Source organism: Planktothrix sp. FACHB-1355 (genome assembly GCF_014748295.1).
Classification (GTDB): Bacteria; Cyanobacteriota; Cyanobacteriia; order Cyanobacteriales; family Aerosakkonemataceae; genus Aerosakkonema; species Aerosakkonema funiforme_A.
Window position 1 is genome coordinate 1 of record NZ_JACJUP010000022.1, and the last position, 17,426, is coordinate 17,426.

14 protein-coding genes are annotated in these 17,426 nt (G+C 47.9%); 2 read left to right on the forward strand and 12 right to left on the reverse strand.

The window, feature by feature from the left end; all coding sequences use genetic code 11:
• Window positions 1-496 precede the first annotated feature (496 nt).
• The gene (locus tag H6S82_RS02635; protein ID WP_190469165.1) at window positions 497-1,177 is read left to right on the forward strand and encodes a M23 family metallopeptidase; all 681 of its coding nucleotides are present in this window, start codon (window positions 497-499) and stop codon (window positions 1,175-1,177) included.
• A 68-nt stretch (window positions 1,178-1,245) separates the two neighbouring features.
• Here the strand turns inward: H6S82_RS02635 and ftsH are convergent, their stop codons facing one another.
• From ftsH to pilM, 12 genes are all read right to left on the reverse strand, one after another.
• Window positions 1,246-3,099: an ATP-dependent zinc metalloprotease FtsH gene (ftsH, locus tag H6S82_RS02640; protein WP_199315435.1), complete on the reverse strand. Its 1,854-nt coding sequence runs from the start codon at window positions 3,097-3,099 to the stop codon at window positions 1,246-1,248.
• A gap of 513 nt (window positions 3,100-3,612) precedes the next feature.
• Window positions 3,613-3,819 carry a hypothetical protein gene (locus H6S82_RS02645; protein ID WP_190469169.1) on the reverse strand — a complete coding sequence of 69 codons (207 nt, stop codon included), beginning with the start codon at window positions 3,817-3,819 and terminating at the stop codon, window positions 3,613-3,615.
• Window positions 3,820-3,830: 11 nt separating this feature from the next.
• A complete protein-coding gene (locus H6S82_RS02650; RefSeq protein WP_190469173.1) occupies window positions 3,831-4,280 on the reverse strand; it encodes a hypothetical protein in 450 nt (149 codons plus the stop codon).
• 152 nt (window positions 4,281-4,432) lie between these two features.
• The gene (gene ftsH3 / locus H6S82_RS02655) at window positions 4,433-6,271 is read right to left on the reverse strand and encodes an ATP-dependent zinc metalloprotease FtsH3 (RefSeq protein WP_190469176.1); all 1,839 of its coding nucleotides are present in this window, start codon (window positions 6,269-6,271) and stop codon (window positions 4,433-4,435) included.
• 67 nt (window positions 6,272-6,338) lie between these two features.
• Window positions 6,339-7,211 (reverse strand): aminotransferase class IV, encoded by an 873-nt coding sequence (locus tag H6S82_RS02660; protein WP_190469179.1) that lies wholly within the window; start codon window positions 7,209-7,211, stop codon window positions 6,339-6,341.
• Between the two features lie 206 nt (window positions 7,212-7,417).
• Window positions 7,418-8,884: an FAD-dependent oxidoreductase gene (locus H6S82_RS02665; protein WP_190469184.1), complete on the reverse strand. Its 1,467-nt coding sequence runs from the start codon at window positions 8,882-8,884 to the stop codon at window positions 7,418-7,420.
• Window positions 8,885-8,988: 104 nt separating this feature from the next.
• A complete protein-coding gene (gene cobD, locus H6S82_RS02670; protein WP_190469285.1) occupies window positions 8,989-10,110 on the reverse strand; it encodes a threonine-phosphate decarboxylase CobD in 1,122 nt (373 codons plus the stop codon).
• A gap of 25 nt (window positions 10,111-10,135) precedes the next feature.
• Entirely contained in the window at window positions 10,136-10,417 is a 282-nt protein-coding gene (locus H6S82_RS02675) for an HU family DNA-binding protein (protein ID WP_190469187.1), read from the reverse strand.
• A 464-nt stretch (window positions 10,418-10,881) separates the two neighbouring features.
• The gene (locus H6S82_RS02680) at window positions 10,882-13,305 is read right to left on the reverse strand and encodes an AMIN domain-containing protein (RefSeq protein ID WP_190469189.1); all 2,424 of its coding nucleotides are present in this window, start codon (window positions 13,303-13,305) and stop codon (window positions 10,882-10,884) included.
• A gap of 120 nt (window positions 13,306-13,425) precedes the next feature.
• Window positions 13,426-14,223 carry a pilus assembly protein PilO gene (locus tag H6S82_RS02685; RefSeq protein ID WP_190469192.1) on the reverse strand — a complete coding sequence of 266 codons (798 nt, stop codon included), beginning with the start codon at window positions 14,221-14,223 and terminating at the stop codon, window positions 13,426-13,428.
• Entirely contained in the window at window positions 14,220-15,047 is an 828-nt protein-coding gene (locus H6S82_RS02690) for a PilN domain-containing protein (RefSeq protein ID WP_190469198.1), read from the reverse strand. The genes H6S82_RS02685 and H6S82_RS02690 overlap by 4 nt, the downstream gene beginning before the upstream one ends.
• A gap of 4 nt (window positions 15,048-15,051) precedes the next feature.
• Complete coding sequence (gene pilM / locus H6S82_RS02695) at window positions 15,052-16,158, reverse strand: type IV pilus assembly protein PilM (protein WP_190469201.1); 1,107 nt, start codon at window positions 16,156-16,158, stop codon at window positions 15,052-15,054.
• Window positions 16,159-16,403: 245 nt separating this feature from the next.
• On the opposite strand from pilM, the gene H6S82_RS02700 reads away from it, so the two are divergent.
• Window positions 16,404-17,426 (forward strand): family 10 glycosylhydrolase (locus tag H6S82_RS02700; RefSeq protein WP_191056010.1); only part of this gene is annotated, 1,023 nt, incomplete at its 3' end.

The following is a 17,426-nucleotide window of genomic DNA, read 5'->3' on the forward strand; positions in this document are numbered from 1 at the left end:
GAGTGGGGGGGCGGGGGAAGTAAAACTGATGAATTATATCATATCCGGTAGAATCGGTTATCTAAAAAAATCCCTTTCTTATCTGCATTTATCTGCGTTTATCTGCGTTTATCTGCTTACATCTGCGGTAAAAATTTAACCCCCGATCTCGATAATCTTTGCGATCGCTTTGACACTACCGATAAAACCAGACACGATATTATTGTTGCCATTGCACGAAAAACAAACCGGATTTCTGATTCTCGATCGCGTAATAACAAGTTGCATTCAAGTGGGCCTAACTTTCTTTCCCCCACTTCCCCACTACCCCGCTCTCCCACTCTCTCCTCTAAATTACACTTTTGACGGCAAATCTGTATAACTAAGGAACAAATTTCTCGTTTTTATCTGTAATGAAATGTAATCAAAACAAACGATATCAGAGGAGAGCGATCGAGATAAAATACTGCCGATAAAACTTTCGCTCACACAATGCGCTTTGTAGCGCAGGGAACATATGCGTCATTTGATTTCGTTGTTGAGGCGCGAACGCAAACAGCAAAAATTGAAACCCCCAAAGAAAAGGGGCAAACGCCTAATCCGTGTTGGCACAACTATATTTTTTGCAGTCTTGGGTTTAATAGCATTTCTCGCTTTGGGATTTCAAGCAGAAAAAGCTAAGGCAATGGAAATTGCAGATAGTATAATGCGATCGAATTGGCGAAGCACCTCTTTCCCAGTCGAAAATTTTCAACGCTATTCATCTGCTTACGGTTATCGCTTAAATCCCGATGGTTCCCCCGGATGGGGATTTCATCGCGGCATAGATATTGCCGCACCCGCAGGTAGCTACATCCGCAGTTGGTCAACCGGTGAAGTTGTGGAAATTGCCAACGATCGCCTTTGCGGAACCAAACTTGTGATTAAATCGGGTGAGTGGCAACACATTTACTGTCACCTCAAAGGACGTGCTGCCACATCCCCCCAAGGACGTTACCTCAACGACCCCGAAAGCGGTCTGCAAATCTGGGAAGGACAGCAGGTCAACGCAGGAATCCGCATTGGCAGAGTCGGGACAACCGGCAGAACTACTGGCCCTCACTTGCACTGGGGTCTTAAATACGATGGCACTTATATCGATCCCGGTATAGTTCTCCAGGCAATGTATCAGCAACAACCTCGCGGTTATCGGTGGTAATCGGTGATTCAGGAATTTTAGATTTTAGATTGGATTTCAACCTAAAATCTAAAATTCCCCATTACCCACTAATTGCTGAACACAGACCAACCCTTTTGATGTTGTTCGGGTAACGTTGCATACTCAGAAACAATTTTACGGAATTGATCGCCGTCAATTGTCTCTTGGTCTACGAGTTGATCCACCAAGCGATCGATCAAAGTGCGATTCGATCTCACAATTTGTTTGGCATGGGCGTAACAATGGTCAATAATTGTGCGTACCTGTGCATCAATACGGGTAGCAATTGCTTCCGAATATTCCGCTCTCGCCCCCAAGTCGCGTCCCAGAAACACTTCATTACCTTGAGTTTCCAACGCCAAAGGCCCCAAGTCCGACATTCCGAAGCGCGTCACCATCTTCCGCGCCAGCGAGGTCACCTCCTCCAAATCACCCCCCGCACCGGTAGTGATTTCGCCCTCACCAAAAATCACCTCTTCTGCCGCTCTACCGCCCATAGTAGCGGTGATATCAGCCAAAATCTGCGCTTTCGACTCCAAACCCAACTCTTCGCCAGGGCTAAACCAAGTTAAACCCAAAGCGCGTCCGCGAGGCAGAATCGTCACTTTTTCTAAAAGATTGTGCTGCGGGAGAAGACTACCGACAACCGCGTGACCGACTTCGTGATAAGCAATCAAGCGTTTCTTACTGCTATCTACCAGCGGCGTCCGTTCCATACCCGCCACTACCCGGTCAATGGCATCGTTAACTTCCAACATGGTGATGGCATCTTTGCGCCGACGCGCTGTCAGAATCGCCGCTTCGTTGAGCAAATTCGCCAAATCAGCGCCGGTAAATCCGGGAGTGCGGCGGGCAACTGCTTCCAGAGAAACTTCTGGGGCTAGTTTCTTATTGCGAGCGTGAACCTTTAAAATCTCCAAACGCCCTTTGATATCGGGAAGATCGACAATAATTTGGCGATCGAATCTTCCCGGACGCAATAAGGCGGCGTCGAGAACGTCGGGACGGTTAGTAGCGGCGATGACGATAATACCGCTATTACCTTCAAAACCGTCCATTTCCGTCAGCAACTGGTTGAGAGTTTGCTCTCTTTCATCGTTACCGCCGCCGATACCCGTACCGCGCTGACGCCCAACCGCATCGATTTCATCGATAAACACGAGACAGGGAGCGTTTTCTTTCGCTTTTCTGAACAAGTCGCGCACGCGGGAAGCACCCACACCCACGAACATTTCCACAAATTCCGAACCGGAGATACTGAAAAATGGCACCCCAGCTTCGCCAGCAATTGCCTTCGCCAGCAGGGTTTTGCCAGTTCCCGGCTGACCGATCAGCAATACGCCTTTGGGAATGCGAGCTCCTACAGCGCTGAAGCGTTCCGGCTGTTTGAGGAAAGTGACCACTTCGGCGAGTTCTTCTTTAGCTTCTTCGATACCTGCCACATCGTCGAACTTGATACCGGTTTTAGCTTCCATCTGGAAGCGAGCGCGGGATTTCCCGAAATTCATCGCTTGGTTAGAAGCATTGGCAGATCTCCGCAAAATCATCAGCAATCCGGAGATTAACAGCAGCACTAAGAGCAAATTGATTATAAAGCCCATCGCTGCTGTGCGATCGGCTGTAGGCTGCTCGGAAAAGTCTACGCGCTTGGAGCGCAGTCTGGCAATTAGCTCTGGATTTTGCGTAAATACACTCACCGTCGCCTGCGTAGTGCCTTGCTTTTTATCCTTTTTATTTTTTAATAAGGTGACTTTGGCAAGCTGTTGGGTTGGATCGATCTCAACTTTAGTAACTTCGCCAGCATCTATCTTCTTAAGCAGTTCCGTGTAAGTGAGCGATTGCTGCTGCTGTTGCTGTGCGGAAGCGACGAGGGGTAAACTTCCCAGCAAAACACCCTGCATTATCAACCAACTGGCCGTCATCGCAAAAGTTCCGGCCAAACCTTTTTTGGGTGCCTGTCCGATCCATTTTTGGATTCGAGAATTTTTCATCATGCGATCGTCCTTTTTCTGCTGCTATTACCCACCGCCAGCCTTGGGAATTGAGAATATATGCTGACAAATCCAGTTTAACGAAGCTGAGGCAGTCTCTGGGGGTAAAGCCGAGATACGTGCTGTCCTTTGACAAGATGTAAATTTGTCTAAAAGTCGCCAAAGCACTACAGGGATTAGATGGCGGGGATTACATCGGGATTTGTGCGATCGCCCCTCGCTGTAGGTTGAGTTCACTCTGTCAAGTCCTTGCTTGTGAATCAGTAGGTAGCGTGAAACCAAACATGACTCGATTGGGCGATCGCATTAAGTTGCAGGATACAATGCGATCGCGAAATTAGATTTCAAACTTTCAAACATTAATCTCCAATCACCCGATGTAGCCTTGGCAGCGAGCCCACTCAAAATCTTTTTCCGATATAGTGATTTTTAGACAGGTTACTTTCAATCTTGCAACCTGACTCCAGTATTAGTAATCTCTGCTTTCGGATACAAACAAATTTGAATTGCTAAGTCTACAAGTTTTTCCAATTCTAGATGATTGGCATATATGTGCTTGAGCAAAAGAGGAATCCAAATATCATAAGGTTTATACAGATCGATGTATTTCTTTGAGACAGCTATTGTTGTTTCCATATCACCAGTACTCATGATGTTTGCAATCAGATCCCCTGTATTGCGTCTCCAAACTGCCCCCACATACCATCATTGCAGTCAGCATCGCCTCTATTAACCACCATCCGCAGTTTTATTAGCGTCCCATCCGAGCTAACCAGATCGAAATCAAACCAGTAATATCTTCCAATGCGATCGAGATAGCTTGCTCGATTATATCCCTCTCTAGCATAATTTCTAGCATTTTCTATGTGATGTTTAGGCATATTTGGACAGTTAATGTATTTGGCTGTACTACACTGCCCTAAAACTGAAATCGGACGAATCGGAACAATCATTTTCTCTTCATTAAAAATACCCTCTTTATTAAAAGCCTGCCTTATCCATGTTGGCAACTCCTCTCCCAAAGCATTTTTAACAGTTGACAAATTTTTAATGCAAGCTGGCCAAGTGACTTGCCGATCATTTTTGTCATATAAAATCCATTTCTTCGTCATTAAGAACTCCTTTTCTATTAAAATTTACATCGCTCTCTACAGGTAATCTTGACCTCTAAAAAAAAATCAGGGTAATTCAGGAAATCCCCAAATTACCCTTAATTCAGATTCTAGATTCAATCCAAAATCTAAAATCTAAAATCTAAAATTGATTAAGCGATCGCCGCCATCCGCACATCGCTATTCGCCAATAACTCTTGCAGTTCTTCGGCGTCCACAGTTTCCTTCTCAATCAGCATAGCTGCTAACTCATTCAGTACATGGCGATTGTTTGTCAAAACATCTTTCGCCCGCTGATAAGCTCGATCCACAAGACAGCGCACTTCATCATCAACAGTAGCCGCAGTTTCTTCTGAGAAATCGCGTTCTGCCATGATATCGCGACCCAAGAACATATTACCTTGCTGACGACCCAAAGCAACTTGTCCGACGCGATCGCTCATCCCAAATCGCATCACCATCTGACGCGCCACCCGCGCTACTTGCTGCAAGTCGCTAGAAGCACCGGTCGTCACTTCTTCATCGCCGAAGACAATTTCTTCTGCAACTCGACCGCCTAACAGCATCGCCATCCGGTTTTGCAGATAAGAACGACTCAACAAACCGGAATCCAAACGGTCTTCGCTAGGTGTAAACCAAGTAATACCGCCAGCTTGACCGCGAGGGATAATGCTGATCTTTTGCACTGGGTCAAAGTCCGGCATTAAAGCACCGACAACTGCGTGTCCGGCTTCGTGATATGCTACCACAGCTTTGCGCTTCTCGCTGATCACCCGGTCTTTCTTCTCTGGGCCAGCCAACACGCGATCGATCGCATCGTTGACTTCATCCATCGAGATTTCCGTCAAATTGCGACGCGCTGCCAAAATAGCCGCTTCGTTGAGCAAATTGGACAAGTCCGCACCAGTAAAACCGGGACTCCGACGCGCAATCTTTTCTAAATCCACATCTTGCGCCAAAGTCTTACCGCGTGCGTGAACTTTGAGAATTTCCAAACGTCCGGCAAAGTCCGGTCTGTCTACCACCACTTGTCTGTCAAAACGACCCGGACGCAGCAGTGCCGCATCCAGTACATCGGGACGGTTTGTTGCTGCAATAATAATGATGCCGGTATTGCCCTCAAAACCATCCATCTCCGTCAGCAACTGGTTGAGGGTTTGTTCCCGTTCGTCGTTACCGCCGCCCAAACCGGCACCGCGCTGACGACCGACAGCATCAATTTCATCAATGAAGACGATGCAGGGCGCATTGGCTTTCGCTTGTTCAAACAAGTCGCGGACGCGAGAAGCACCGACACCCACGAACATTTCGACAAACTCGGAACCGGAAATCGAGAAGAAGGGAACTCCTGCTTCACCAGCTACAGCACGGGCTAGCAGTGTTTTACCTGTACCCGGAGGCCCAACTAGCAATACGCCTTTGGGAATTTTAGCTCCAATAGCGGTGAAGCGATCGGCGTTTTTAAGAAAGTCAACTACTTCGTTGAGTTCCAGTTTGGCTTGGTCGATACCCGCCACATCCCCAAAGGTGACTTGCGTTTGCGGTTCCATTTGCACTCTGGCTTTCGATTTGCCAAAGTTCATTGCCTGGGAACCCGGGCCATTCTGGGCGCGGCGCAACAAAAAGAATAATCCCACTAATAGCAGGATTGGGAAGAATAAACTGCTCAAAGCCCTCAGCCAGAAGGCGTCGTCGCTCGGAGGTAATACTGTTATATCAACGTTGTTTTTAGTCAGAAAGTTGAACAGTTCCGGGTCATTCGGAAGATTGACTATGACCTTGTTGCCGTTTGCGGCTTGGACGCGGGCCGTAGACCGATCGGCACTAATACTGACTTTCCCTACTTGTTTGCTTTCGACTTTTTGGAGGAACTCACTGTAACGCCAAGTCTCTCGCTGGGGTTGCTTGTTGTCAAAAAATGCGGTGGCCAATGCTACCACAACTAGGGCTAATAGTGCGTACAGCCCTGCATTTCTCCATTGTTTATTCACTCTCGATCTATCCTCCTGGGGTTTTATCGTCTGAGGAGTTTTTCTATTTAACTTATGTAAATTTATTTTAACCTATCTGAGAAAATGGCAACCGATCGGTTATGGATTCTCTCAGTTTCTGGAAGCAAATATGAGAAGAGGATAGGGCATGGGGAATGGGGCATGGGGCATCGGTCAATTTCCCCTGCTCTCCCCCTCTCCCGCTTTCCCCCTCTTTCTTGATAATCTTGTGGATGGGAACGACTTCTACAACGCTGTTGCTGTAGGCGATCGCTTCAAAACCTGCCACTAGATCCGCGCTCCAAGGTTTTTCCTCTACTACCTCATTTTGACTTTTCAGTCCGGCAATTAGTTGCGATCTCATCAGTCCTGCTAAAATTCCCGCTTCCAGGGGCGGTGTCCACCATCTGCCGTCTCGCCAGCCCCAAAGGTTTCCTGTGCTGGTTTCTAACCAATTTCCCGATGAATCTAGCAAAATCGCTTCTTTAGCTCCGTATTGTTGCGCTTCTCTCAATGCCAGCCAAGCCGACAGGTAGTTACCTGTTTTGTGTTCTGCTAAGGAACGGCGATATTGGGACGCTTCTGCTAGCCAAGCTACTACACCCGACTGTTGGCGATCGGTCAAATCCTCTGGTAATTGTCTTCCTACAATCCATTCTCGTCCATCCGGAAATATGGCGATTCTCAATACTGGAAAGTCGGCTTTCAAAGTCTCTGCACCTTGCCTAACTCTTTCCCAGTCTGGCATCTGCCAACCAAATCTTGCCAAACTGCAACGAATGCGATCGCAGTGTCCCCCCCAATTTGTCTTGCCACTATCCAATGAGCGATCGTACACCCGTAGCGTCGTGAACACACTCGCTCCGTAAAGTAACCCCGGATCGTCTATCCCTACTTCGATCTTGCTGCTTTCAATTAGCTTGCCACTATACCAGTACATTCTTCTTTCAAACAAATTGTTTGAATGTAAATATAAAAAAAGTTTTTGCAAAAAACTCTCTATGTTATGGTATCATTTATATAATGGAAATATTAGCAAAAATAATATTTAAGTAAATATTCCCATTATATAAGTAAGTATACAACAAGCGCCCAGGAAAAGTAAAGTATTTTCCCTCTTTATATGCAGTTAGAACAGAAACAAAGCTAACGAGACCAAGAGCGACGGAAATTGAAGAAGTTTTCGAGAAAGTCTTGCATAGAAGAATTGCGATCGAGGCGGAGATTACCCCAGTCAGCAGCAGTTTGAGAGTTGATTTCAGAGAGAGAGGGAAAGATAGAAGAGAGATTGGCGATCGCCTTAATCTTAATCCGTTCCTGCATAGCCAGAGAAAAAACGTGAATCAACTCACTAGCTTGTGGGCCAACCAAATGCACACCCAAAATTTCACCACTCTTAAGAACCAGAATTTTGCAAAAACCAGTAGTTTCACCGCGCATCTGCGCCTTATCCACAGCCTTAAAAAAGCGGCGTAACACAAAGACATCATCATCACCGTAGCGGCGTTTGGCTTGTTCTTCCGTCAAACCTACCCGTGCTAGTTCCGGATCGGAAAAGATAGCCCAAGGAATATGGCGGTAATCAACCTTGAAAAAAGGGAAGAACAACATATTTTTAAGAGCGATACGCGCTTCGTAATTGGCTACGTGAGCAAAACGGTAACCGCCCAAAACATCACCGCAAGCATAGATGCGGTGATTGGTAGTTTGTAACATTTGGTTAACGCGAATGCCGTGGCGATCGAACTTGACACCAACACCTTCGAGGTTTAAAGAATCGACATTTGGCTGCTGACCGACAGTAACAACAATTTCATCAGCTTCGATCGCCCGATCGCCCGCTTGAATCCACTTTTGATCGTCAATCCATTTTACCTGAGTCACCGGATGTCCCGTCAGAACGCGGACGCCCTCAGCTTCCAACTGTGCTTGAATCAAACGTGCGGCTTCCGGGTCTTCCTTAGTTAAGATATGAGGACTGTTGACCACCACCGTCACGCGAGAGCCCAAACGGGCAAAGGTTTGAGCCAGTTCTATCCCCACCGGGTCGCCACCGATAAAAATCAAGCTTTTGGGCAAGTTAGTATTTGTCTGCTGCCAGATAGTATCGGGCGTAAGGTAACCAGTGCTTTGCAGCCCGTCAATATCTGGAATGACAGAACGAGAGCCAGTCGCGATCGCATAAGTGCGCGATCGCAAAGGCTGACCGTTGACAACAAAGGCAAAATGTGGTTTGCGGCAGAACTCACCTTCGCCAAAAATGACATCTACACCCAGAGAAGCGAGAACAGCAGGGGAATGCTGTTCGTCCAGAGCGGAGACCACACCTTTAGCCCACTTCAAAGCCTCCGCAAATCGTACTCCTACACCCATACCTACAGACTCTGGGCCTGAATCCCAAAACACACCAAAAGATGGCGCTTCCCGGATTTGATGGGCAACCCGTCCCACCTGGGTAAAAGCTTTGCTGCATTTAGAGCCAGACTCAGACCAAGTGGAACCGAGTAGCGGAGATGCTACCAAGGCAACGCGGGCTTTGAGGTAAGTTGCTGCGACGGCGGTATAAAGTCCAGCCGGACTGCCTCCGATCGCAACGACATCGTAGTCAACCATACGATTTTGGATTTTCGATTTTGGATGAAAGGAATTAGGAATTTCAGATTTCAAATTTCAGATTTCAAATTGAAATTTGAAATCTAAAATCTAAAATCTAAAATCTAAAATCTGAAATTCTCCCCAACTTCGTCGGTAAGGATTTCTCTCAACCCATCGATCAGGCGTTGGTTATCAGCAAGAGAGCGAACCGCTACCCGGAAGTAGCGATCGCCCAGTTCCGGAAAACTCTTGCAGTCGCGAATGAGAATCTGACTGTGTTTGAGTAACTTTTCCTGCACCCGCGTACTGGGCAAAGACGACTGCACCAGCAAGAAGTTAGCAGCGCTGGGGTAAGGATGCAACCCAGCTAGCCGATCGACGCCTTCAAACAGCTGAGTGCGAGCTTTCTCAAGCCAGTTCCAAGTTTGCTGCTGAAACACCCTATCCTTGACGACAGCTTCTGCCGCAGCGGCGGCTAAAACGTTCACCGGCCAAGGGTCGCGCCACTGCTGCCAGCATCGCAGTCTAGAGGGATGAGCGATCGCATAACCGAGTCGCAAACCAGGCAAGCTGTAGAACTTGGTGAGACTTCGCAGGATGACCAAATTCGAGTATTCCTGCACCAACGGGATCAGACTTTCCTGACGATCGGGAGGCAGAAAATCCATAAACGCTTCATCCACAACTACCAAAGCAAATTGCTCCAGTAGTGGCACAATAGTCTCCCTTAAAAACAGCTGACCTGTAGGATTGTGAGGGTTATTCAACAGCAAACCTTGTTGGGAATTAGGAATCGGGAATTGGGAATTGGGAATTGGAAACTTCTGCTGCCATCCCCTATCCCCCATTCCCCAGTCCCCATCTGCTAAAGGGCACTCCACTACCGACGCGCCAAAAGCCTTTAGAGCCCGCAAATAGTCGCCAAAAGCAGGCGTTACCAGATAAGTTTTCTGGAATTTAGACAAATCCCAGCACGCCCAAGTCAGCAGTTCGGCAGAACCGTTACCGGGCAGTATCCAGTCAGATGGTAAGTTATGTACCTCTGACAGACACGCCCGCAACTGCTGATAGTCGGGGTCTGGATAGGCTGCTAGATAGCTCAAGTTCGCTTGAATCGCTGCGAGAGCCGATTCGGGTGGCCCCAAGGGGTTGATACTAGCCGAGAAATCAACAATAGCAGTAGGGGAACAGCCTGCCAGCGCGGCTGCCCAAGCGATATTCCCCCCATGCAGCGGTCGATTCAACAAAGAATTTGTCTGGGTAAAACGATCAGTTCTGTGGCGCGACTTTTTCCTTAAACAGCTTGCCAGGAGAAAAGGCAGGCACCTTAGTCGCTGGAATTTCCATTTTATCCCCAGTTTTGGGATTTCGGCCTTCGCGAGCCTTGCGTTCGCGAGGCTCAAAAGAGCCAAAACCCACCAGCGTTACTTTATCACCAGAGGACACCGCTTCCACAATTGCTTCCAAAGCAGCTGTGAGGACAGCATCCGCTTGTTTTTTAGTCACATTAGCCTTTTCAGCTACGACATCGACTAATTCGCCTTTGTTCATTTTCTTGCTCGAACTCCTTAGAATCTGCTTTTAGTGACTTGTAAGCCCCATCCAACAGGCGTTGGCGTGGGGCAGCTGAACGAGTTTAAGTCTCCTGAAGAAGACCAAATTCTTCAGCAATGAGCGCACCTTTCAACTTAAAATCGCTGAAACGCTCATCAAAGCGAAGTTTCACTGCCCTATTCTAAGGTGTACTTGCCGAATATGGATCGACGGAACCTTTAAGATATATGGATTTCAGGAGTTTTTTAGGTGAGCCTTGACTCAAAAGCGTGTTTTTGAAGTCAAAAGAAAGGGGTTAGGGGTTAGGGAAGAGGGGAAAGGGGGAAAGGGGGAAGGGGGAAAGGGAGAAAAGGGAAGAGATTTATTCTCCCGCTCCCCCACTTCCCCATTCCCCCGTTTCTCTCTTTGACTTTTGACTTTTGACTTTTGAATGAGTGACTTTTAACTTTCTAGCCCCTAGACTACCGATTGCTACCGGGAGGAGTAAAACCGCCCCGCTGTAGCATTTGCTGCACTTCTGGCCCTGGCCTGTATCGGTAGCCAAACGGTGAATTAGCCGAGTCATCGAGAATTTGAGGTGTCAACATCACGATCACCTCAGCTCGCGTATTTGTTCTATTTGTGCGTCTAAACAGGGCACCAAGGATAGGAATATCACCTAAGATAGGCACTTTGCTGACGGATGTTCGGTCTTGATCCTGAATAATGCCCGACAGAATCAGCGTCTGACCATCTCGCAGACGAACTTGTCCAGATACCAAATCCCTTCTGGAGAGCAACGAAATTGTGACACCACCTGCGAGTGAGCCAGGACCGATAATTGAGGTGCTGCTGGGTGCTGTTACGCTCGGATTCACATTCAGAGTAATGAAGCCGTTATCGTCAATGCGATTGACCTGGATCTGAAGGGTTAGACCAACAGTTCCTTTTTCTGTACTTACCGTAAAACTCGTAGTGTTACCAGTGGTTTGCTGTTGGACAGATTGATTTGTGATCACTTCTTGGCCTAAGTTGACTCTGGCAGTTTCTCCTTCTTGGATCACCAAAGTCGGATCGGTCAAAATCTTGGCGTTGCCACTGACAATCTGAGCCCGCAGTTGTGATAAGAATCGGGTGGGGAACTGGAACAGCTGTGGCAGCGCGTATGTAATTTGGTTACCCGATATAGTACTAACACCCGGTTGCAAAGGGTTGATATCTGTACCAAAAGGAGCGCGGGGTAAAAGACCTTGAAAAAGAGTGGTCGTAGGTGATGTTGGAGCTCCTGTGCTGCGGCTAAAGGGAGCGTTTTGCTGAGCATCTAAGAAAGCACCGTTGCCAGTAAAGGGACTTTGAATGACAGGAGCACTGAACAGACTACCAGTCGCTTCTCCCGCCGTAGCCGGTCTGGTATCGCCAAAATTAACGACTGCTGCTCCTTGGTCAAATGTAAAAAAGCTTTTACCCAGTCCGAAAGAGAAACTGGTACCAGCCGTATCCGTGTTGTCTAAGTTGATATCGACAATCTTGACATTCACTGCTACTTGGCGACGGCGAGCATCGAGCTGCGACAAAAACGCCGAAGCGATTTCGACCTTACGGGGGTCACCGACCAGGGTAATAGCGTTGAGACGCTGGTCGGCAAGGATGGACAAACCGGAAAGGATCAGGGGGCCATTTCCTCTTTGGGCTCTGAGTACCTTAATGTCGGGTTCTCTAATTTCGACTGTTCTGGCAGCTGCCCCTTCTCCAATAGTTTGGATTTGGACGCGAGTAATTGGCAGCTGCGTTTCTGCTCCTTGGGCGGTTAAAAAGTTCGCCGCATCGGTGACGGCGACTTGATTGAGTCGCAGGCTCCGCACCACAATATTGGCGGCTGCTTCTGGTAAGCTTGACCCTACAAAGACGGTGTTGCCGCGAACGTTAGCTTGCAAACCGGTAATTCGCAAAACGGTGTTGAACACATCTTGCAGAGGTTCATTTTCAATATCTAAGGAAATAGTGCCATCTAGGGAGGGGGTAGCTCCCGGAGTTTGTCCGGGCTGGCCTTGTTGAGTTTGTCCTTGGGCTCCAGCGCCTGTTTGCGGGGTTACAAATACGATGTTACGGTTAGCGGCGCGGGAGAGCAGCGATAAAACCTCTCGGATGGGAGCATCCCGCAGCAGTAGGCGGGGAATGCGTTCGGGCGTGCCGAGATCGATGACGCTAGCGGTGGGATCGACTTCCGAAACCGCTATGTCTCCTACTGGTGGCGCAACTGCTCTGGGCAAGAATGGTGGGGCGGGGCTAGCAGGTTGGATTGTACCGGCTGCTGGTGCCGGCCCGCCTTCATAGGTAATTTGTGGGTTGGGAACTAAAATATCTGGGGTTTGTGCGGCTGGAGCTGGCGCTGCTGGAGCTGGCGCTGCTGGAGTTTGTGCTGTTGGTGTTGAGTTTAAGGTAGGAGTGGTGGTGGGTCGGGTTGCTGTGGGGGCTCCTGGAGAAGCTGCTACGGAAGCCCCAGCAGTGTTGAAGTTGAGGGTGATGGCTTGAGCTTCCCTACTGGCAACTTGTCCTGTGGGAGCGCTGTCGATCCCGGTGACGGTGACCCGGATGCTGTTGGCATCTAATTGGGTGACTGCAACGGAAGCGATGCCTGGGGTGGGGTTTTGCTGCCTGAAATTGTTGCCTTCTCTTAGGCGCAGTTGCGCGTTGGTGATGTCTACCACGAAGGCGTTGCGGCGAGGCACTGTGAATATTTGGGGCCGATCGCCTTCTTGGGTCTCCAGAACGAGTTGAACGCCCTTATCTGTTGGTTTTAGTCGCACTCCCGTCACTTGGGTTGCCGCTGCCCATACTGGCTGGCTGGCAAGGAGAAGCGCTCCTCCCCCGATTATTACTCCGGCTATTCCTTGATGCTGTTTCACCCTTTCCTCCTCACACAAATATCAAATTGGTATATGCTGGAAAGTTTATTGTCTTTCTCGCTTTACCAGAAGTTTACACCTTGTTTTTCTCGTCGCCGCATCAACAGCTACTTCTGTTTATTATTTGGTTGGCGCTGGTGACGGTGATGCCCCCGATGTTGCTGGCGCTGGTGCTACCGATTTTTGTTCCTCTGGAGTAAGAGGTCTGAGTACTTGCAGTTTAAAAGATGTGCTGATTTTGGTTTCCGGATTGCCGATCGGCACTATTTTGCCATCTTGCTGGTCAACTGCTATTCTTTGAGTTGTTTCTGCTAATGTACTCTTCAATTCTTTAACGACAGAGAGAGACTTCTGGCGCTCCAAGTCGATCAGAAATAACCTAATCTGATCGAAGGTTCCTTCCACCTGCACGTTGTAGACCTGACGGTATATTTTACCGTTAATCTGCGCTCCGAAAGAACTGTCATAGACTATACCGGAAGACGTGGGGTCTGGCTCAAATTTTGTCAACCTTGCCTTGATTCTGTCTTCTGGTAGATTGCTATTTCTCGCATCAATGCTTTTGTTGAGATCGAACAGCAGGGTGTTTAAGCTTTTAGGATTGGCAAACAGAGCTGTTACGCCTGCTTTTTGACGTTCCGCATCTGCCACTTTTACTTCTGCCGCTTTGACCTCTTCTTTGATTTTTTCTAGGTTTTTCTTTTTTTCCTCTTTTGTTTGAATTTCTGCTTTTTTCGTGTTGTACTCTTCCAACTTTGGCATGACTAACTGAAAGGTGAGGAAACCCGCTCCCGCCAAACCGAGAACGGCAACGAGAGCGCCAATTACAGGCGGCGTCAACTGAATCCCAAATACACTGGGAGAACTAGAGTCGGCATCCCCTGAGCCTTGACCGGGAAAATTTTCAGCGACTGTCATTTTTTCAGGACTCCTTGTTGTTGAAGGTTTTCGACGCGAGTTACCAGTCCCAATGCACCTTTAGTTTCCAGCTCTTTGAGCATTTCAGTTGCTGGCTTTTCGCTTTGGTAAGTTTCGATTTTGAATTGCACTACTTTTGGTAGTTTTGGCGGCTGAAAACTAGCGGTAGAGCCTGTCTGAGATGGGGGCACGTATAGCTGGATGGGATTGTCGATCAATGCAGCGGAGATGAGCTTTGTGTCTGTATCTTTAAAAAATGAGGATTTTTGAAGTGTCAGTACTAAATCGTTCACATTGCTGAACGAGTTGGCGACACCAACAAGCTCAATTCTGTCTGTGGTTGGTGGGGTTGCAGCAGGCTGGGCAGGGGTACCCTGCGGGGGAGCTGCTGGGGCTGTGGGAGGTGGGGCTTTGGTTTGTGTAATAGTTGTAACTTGTACTCCTGGTGGCAGTCGATCGCGAACATCCTGGAGTATGGCAGACCAAGGCTTCATTTGATCGAATACCGTAGCTAAATCTTTCGTTTCAGACTGGATCTGACCAAATTTAGCCAACAGTTCGTCTCTCTGCTTCTCTTGTGCCTGCAATCCGCCTAACTCTTGATCCAGAGTTGCTCCTCTTGATATGAGCTGTTGTATTTGGTTATCTAAAAATAACCACGCACCGCCTGCTGCCAGTGGCAAAAGGATACCTACCGCTACCCCCGCAAACATCAGCATTTTTTGGTTGACGGGTACTGGTGGTCTCGTCGGACCACCACCACCTGGTGGTGGTGGTAGAATACCTTCGCGATCTTTAAGAAAATTAACTTCAAGACTGTACATCTTTTTAAACCTCTCGTAATCCTAAACCGAGTACAACTCCCAATCCCGGTCGCTGCACTGCGGGTATTTCTTCGCTTACTTCTAGGGATAAAGCCGCCACCGGGTCTACTTGCGTTGTAGGCAAGCTTAACCGCGATGTGAAAAATTCATCGAGCTGTCCAATTCCACCGCCGGGACCTGCCAGCAGTAACTGGGCTACTTCTAGATTGTTGCTTTGATTGAGATAAAAGTCGATCGAGCGGCGCAGTTCGTCGGCTAGTTCGCCCAAAACTCTCATCATCGCAGCCATTCCCGGATTGAGTCCAGTTGAGCCGCTCCGCACCGCATCCACTGGGGCTGTAGGAATTGTCATCCCTTTGAGCAAGTCGGTGTTGCGAGAAGCGGGTAAATTCATCGCACGGCTGAGGGCACTCTGAATTTGGAACATCCCGATCGCAACGGTGCGGGAAAATTGGGGCACACCATCCACAATAATCGCTATTTCGGTACTCTCAAATTCGATGTTTACTAGCACAGCGGCTTCTTGGGAAGAAAATTGCCGCAGTTGCTCTCGAATTGTCCGAATCAGGGCAAAACTATTAATCTCCAGTACGTCTAACTGCAATCCAGCTTGCTTGAACGTTTCGATATAAGTATTGGTTACGTCTTCGCGGACGGCGGCTAGCAGCACCTGCACTTTTTCTATGCCATCCTCATCCGTGAAGAAACCCAGTTTCTGATAATCGACATCGGCTTCTTCGCGAGGAAATGGTAAGTACAGGCTGGCTTCGTGATTGAGTACCATATCTCGGAGTTCTCGCTCATCAAGCTCGGCGGGAACGGGTATAATCCTGACGATCGCTCCAGCAGCTCCCGGTATGGCTGTGGCAACGCGAGTGGCTTTAATTTTTTTATCCGCTAGCGCTGTTTGGATGAGTTCGGCCATTGTCGGTGGGTCGAGAATCTGTCCTTCTTGAAAGACTCCTTCCGGAACTTCTACCGAGTGCAAAGTTACTAATTTAAAGCCCTGGCCTTGCTTACGCAGTTGGGCTATATTTATCCGTTCTGGCGCTAATTCGATTCCAATTCCTGGTTTGCGCTTGGAAAATAGATTCTTGAGGGCGTTAACCACTGTTGTAGTCCGTTCCTAATCTATAAAGAATAAGGTTGCAGCTGAAAAGGTATCTTGGGGGAGAGCGAGGCAATGTACTTGCTCTCCCACCAATTTAGCAATTGGTGGCAAAGAGCGGCAGACAAGGGAGACAGGAAGCGGTTACTTTTACAGGTTGGCAGTGATTACCGTAGGCCCAGATGGTCTTTGCGGCAGGATAATTATGACCGATCCATTGCTCTTATCGCAGTTATTCAAAAAAGCTAATGAAAATACGCGGTGTCTGGCTTCCTAACACAGATTGCTTAGTTCTCACTTCTCGGCAACGCATTGCACAAGCAATGAATTTTCTCGCAGAAACAGGTTTCAATGTAGTATTTCCCGTTGTTTGGAGTAAGGGATTTACGGTTTATCCCAGCCAAGTGATGAGAGAATTGTTTGGAGTTGAAATCGACCCGCGTTACAAAGGACGCGATCCTTTAGCTGAATTGACTATCGAAGCCGATCGTGTAGGAATTGCTGTTATTCCTTGGTTTGAATATGGATTTGCCAGTTCCTACAATCAGAATGGCGGACATTTGTTGGCGAAAAAGCCTGATTGGGCTGCACGCGATCGCAATGGCAATTTGCTTAAAAAGAACAATTTTGAATGGATGAATGCTTTTCATCCGGAAGTGCAAGATTTTCTGCTCAGTCTCATTTTGGAAGTTGTCAAAAATTACGATATCGCTGGGATTCAAGGAGACGATCGACTGCCTGCATTACCCTCAGAAGGCGGCTACGATTCTTTAACTGTTTGGCGCTATCAGCAAGAGTTTAATTGCCATCCGCCCCACAATTGCAAACATCGTTCTTGGTTACATTGGCGTGCCGATTTACTCACGGATTTTTTGGCTCGTATATATGGCGAAGTCAAAGCTATTAATCCTACTTTATTGGTGTCTATGGCACCGAGTATTTATGATTGGGGATGGCAAGAATATCTACAAGATACTAAAGCTTGGCTAGATAAAGGATTGGTGGATATTATTCACCCGCAGTTGTATCGTCGCGATTTCAATAGTTATAAATATCTTGTAGATAAACTCGTCATAGAACAGTTTAGTTCGGAACAAATTCAGCGTTTAGCACCAGGTATTTTGATGAATATCGGTTCGTCTTACCGCATCAGTCCGGAGTATTTGTTACAGGCAATTGGCTACAATCGTTCTCGCGGTATTTCCGGCGAAGTATTCTTCTTTTACGAAGGTTTGCGATCTGATCGTGATGCGCTAGCAAAAGTATTGCGA

What these genes read in the sequence shown, in the direction of transcription:
- H6S82_RS02635 (WP_190469165.1), top strand. Translation starts at nt 497, where the DNA reads ATGCGTCATTTGATTTCGTTGTTGAGGCGCGAACGCAAACAGCAAAAA.
- ftsH (WP_199315435.1), bottom strand. Translation starts at nt 3,099, where the DNA reads ATGACGGCCAGTTGGTTGATAATGCAGGGTGTTTTGCTGGGAAGTTTA.
- H6S82_RS02645 (WP_190469169.1), bottom strand. Translation starts at nt 3,819, where the DNA reads ATGAGTACTGGTGATATGGAAACAACAATAGCTGTCTCAAAGAAATAC.
- H6S82_RS02650 (WP_190469173.1), bottom strand. Translation starts at nt 4,280, where the DNA reads ATGACGAAGAAATGGATTTTATATGACAAAAATGATCGGCAAGTCACT.
- H6S82_RS02660 (WP_190469179.1), bottom strand. Translation starts at nt 7,211, where the DNA reads ATGTACTGGTATAGTGGCAAGCTAATTGAAAGCAGCAAGATCGAAGTA.
- H6S82_RS02665 (WP_190469184.1), bottom strand. Translation starts at nt 8,884, where the DNA reads ATGGTTGACTACGATGTCGTTGCGATCGGAGGCAGTCCGGCTGGACTT.
- H6S82_RS02675 (WP_190469187.1), bottom strand. Translation starts at nt 10,417, where the DNA reads ATGAACAAAGGCGAATTAGTCGATGTCGTAGCTGAAAAGGCTAATGTG.
- H6S82_RS02685 (WP_190469192.1), bottom strand. Translation starts at nt 14,223, where the DNA reads ATGACAGTCGCTGAAAATTTTCCCGGTCAAGGCTCAGGGGATGCCGAC.
- H6S82_RS02690 (WP_190469198.1), bottom strand. Translation starts at nt 15,047, where the DNA reads ATGTACAGTCTTGAAGTTAATTTTCTTAAAGATCGCGAAGGTATTCTA.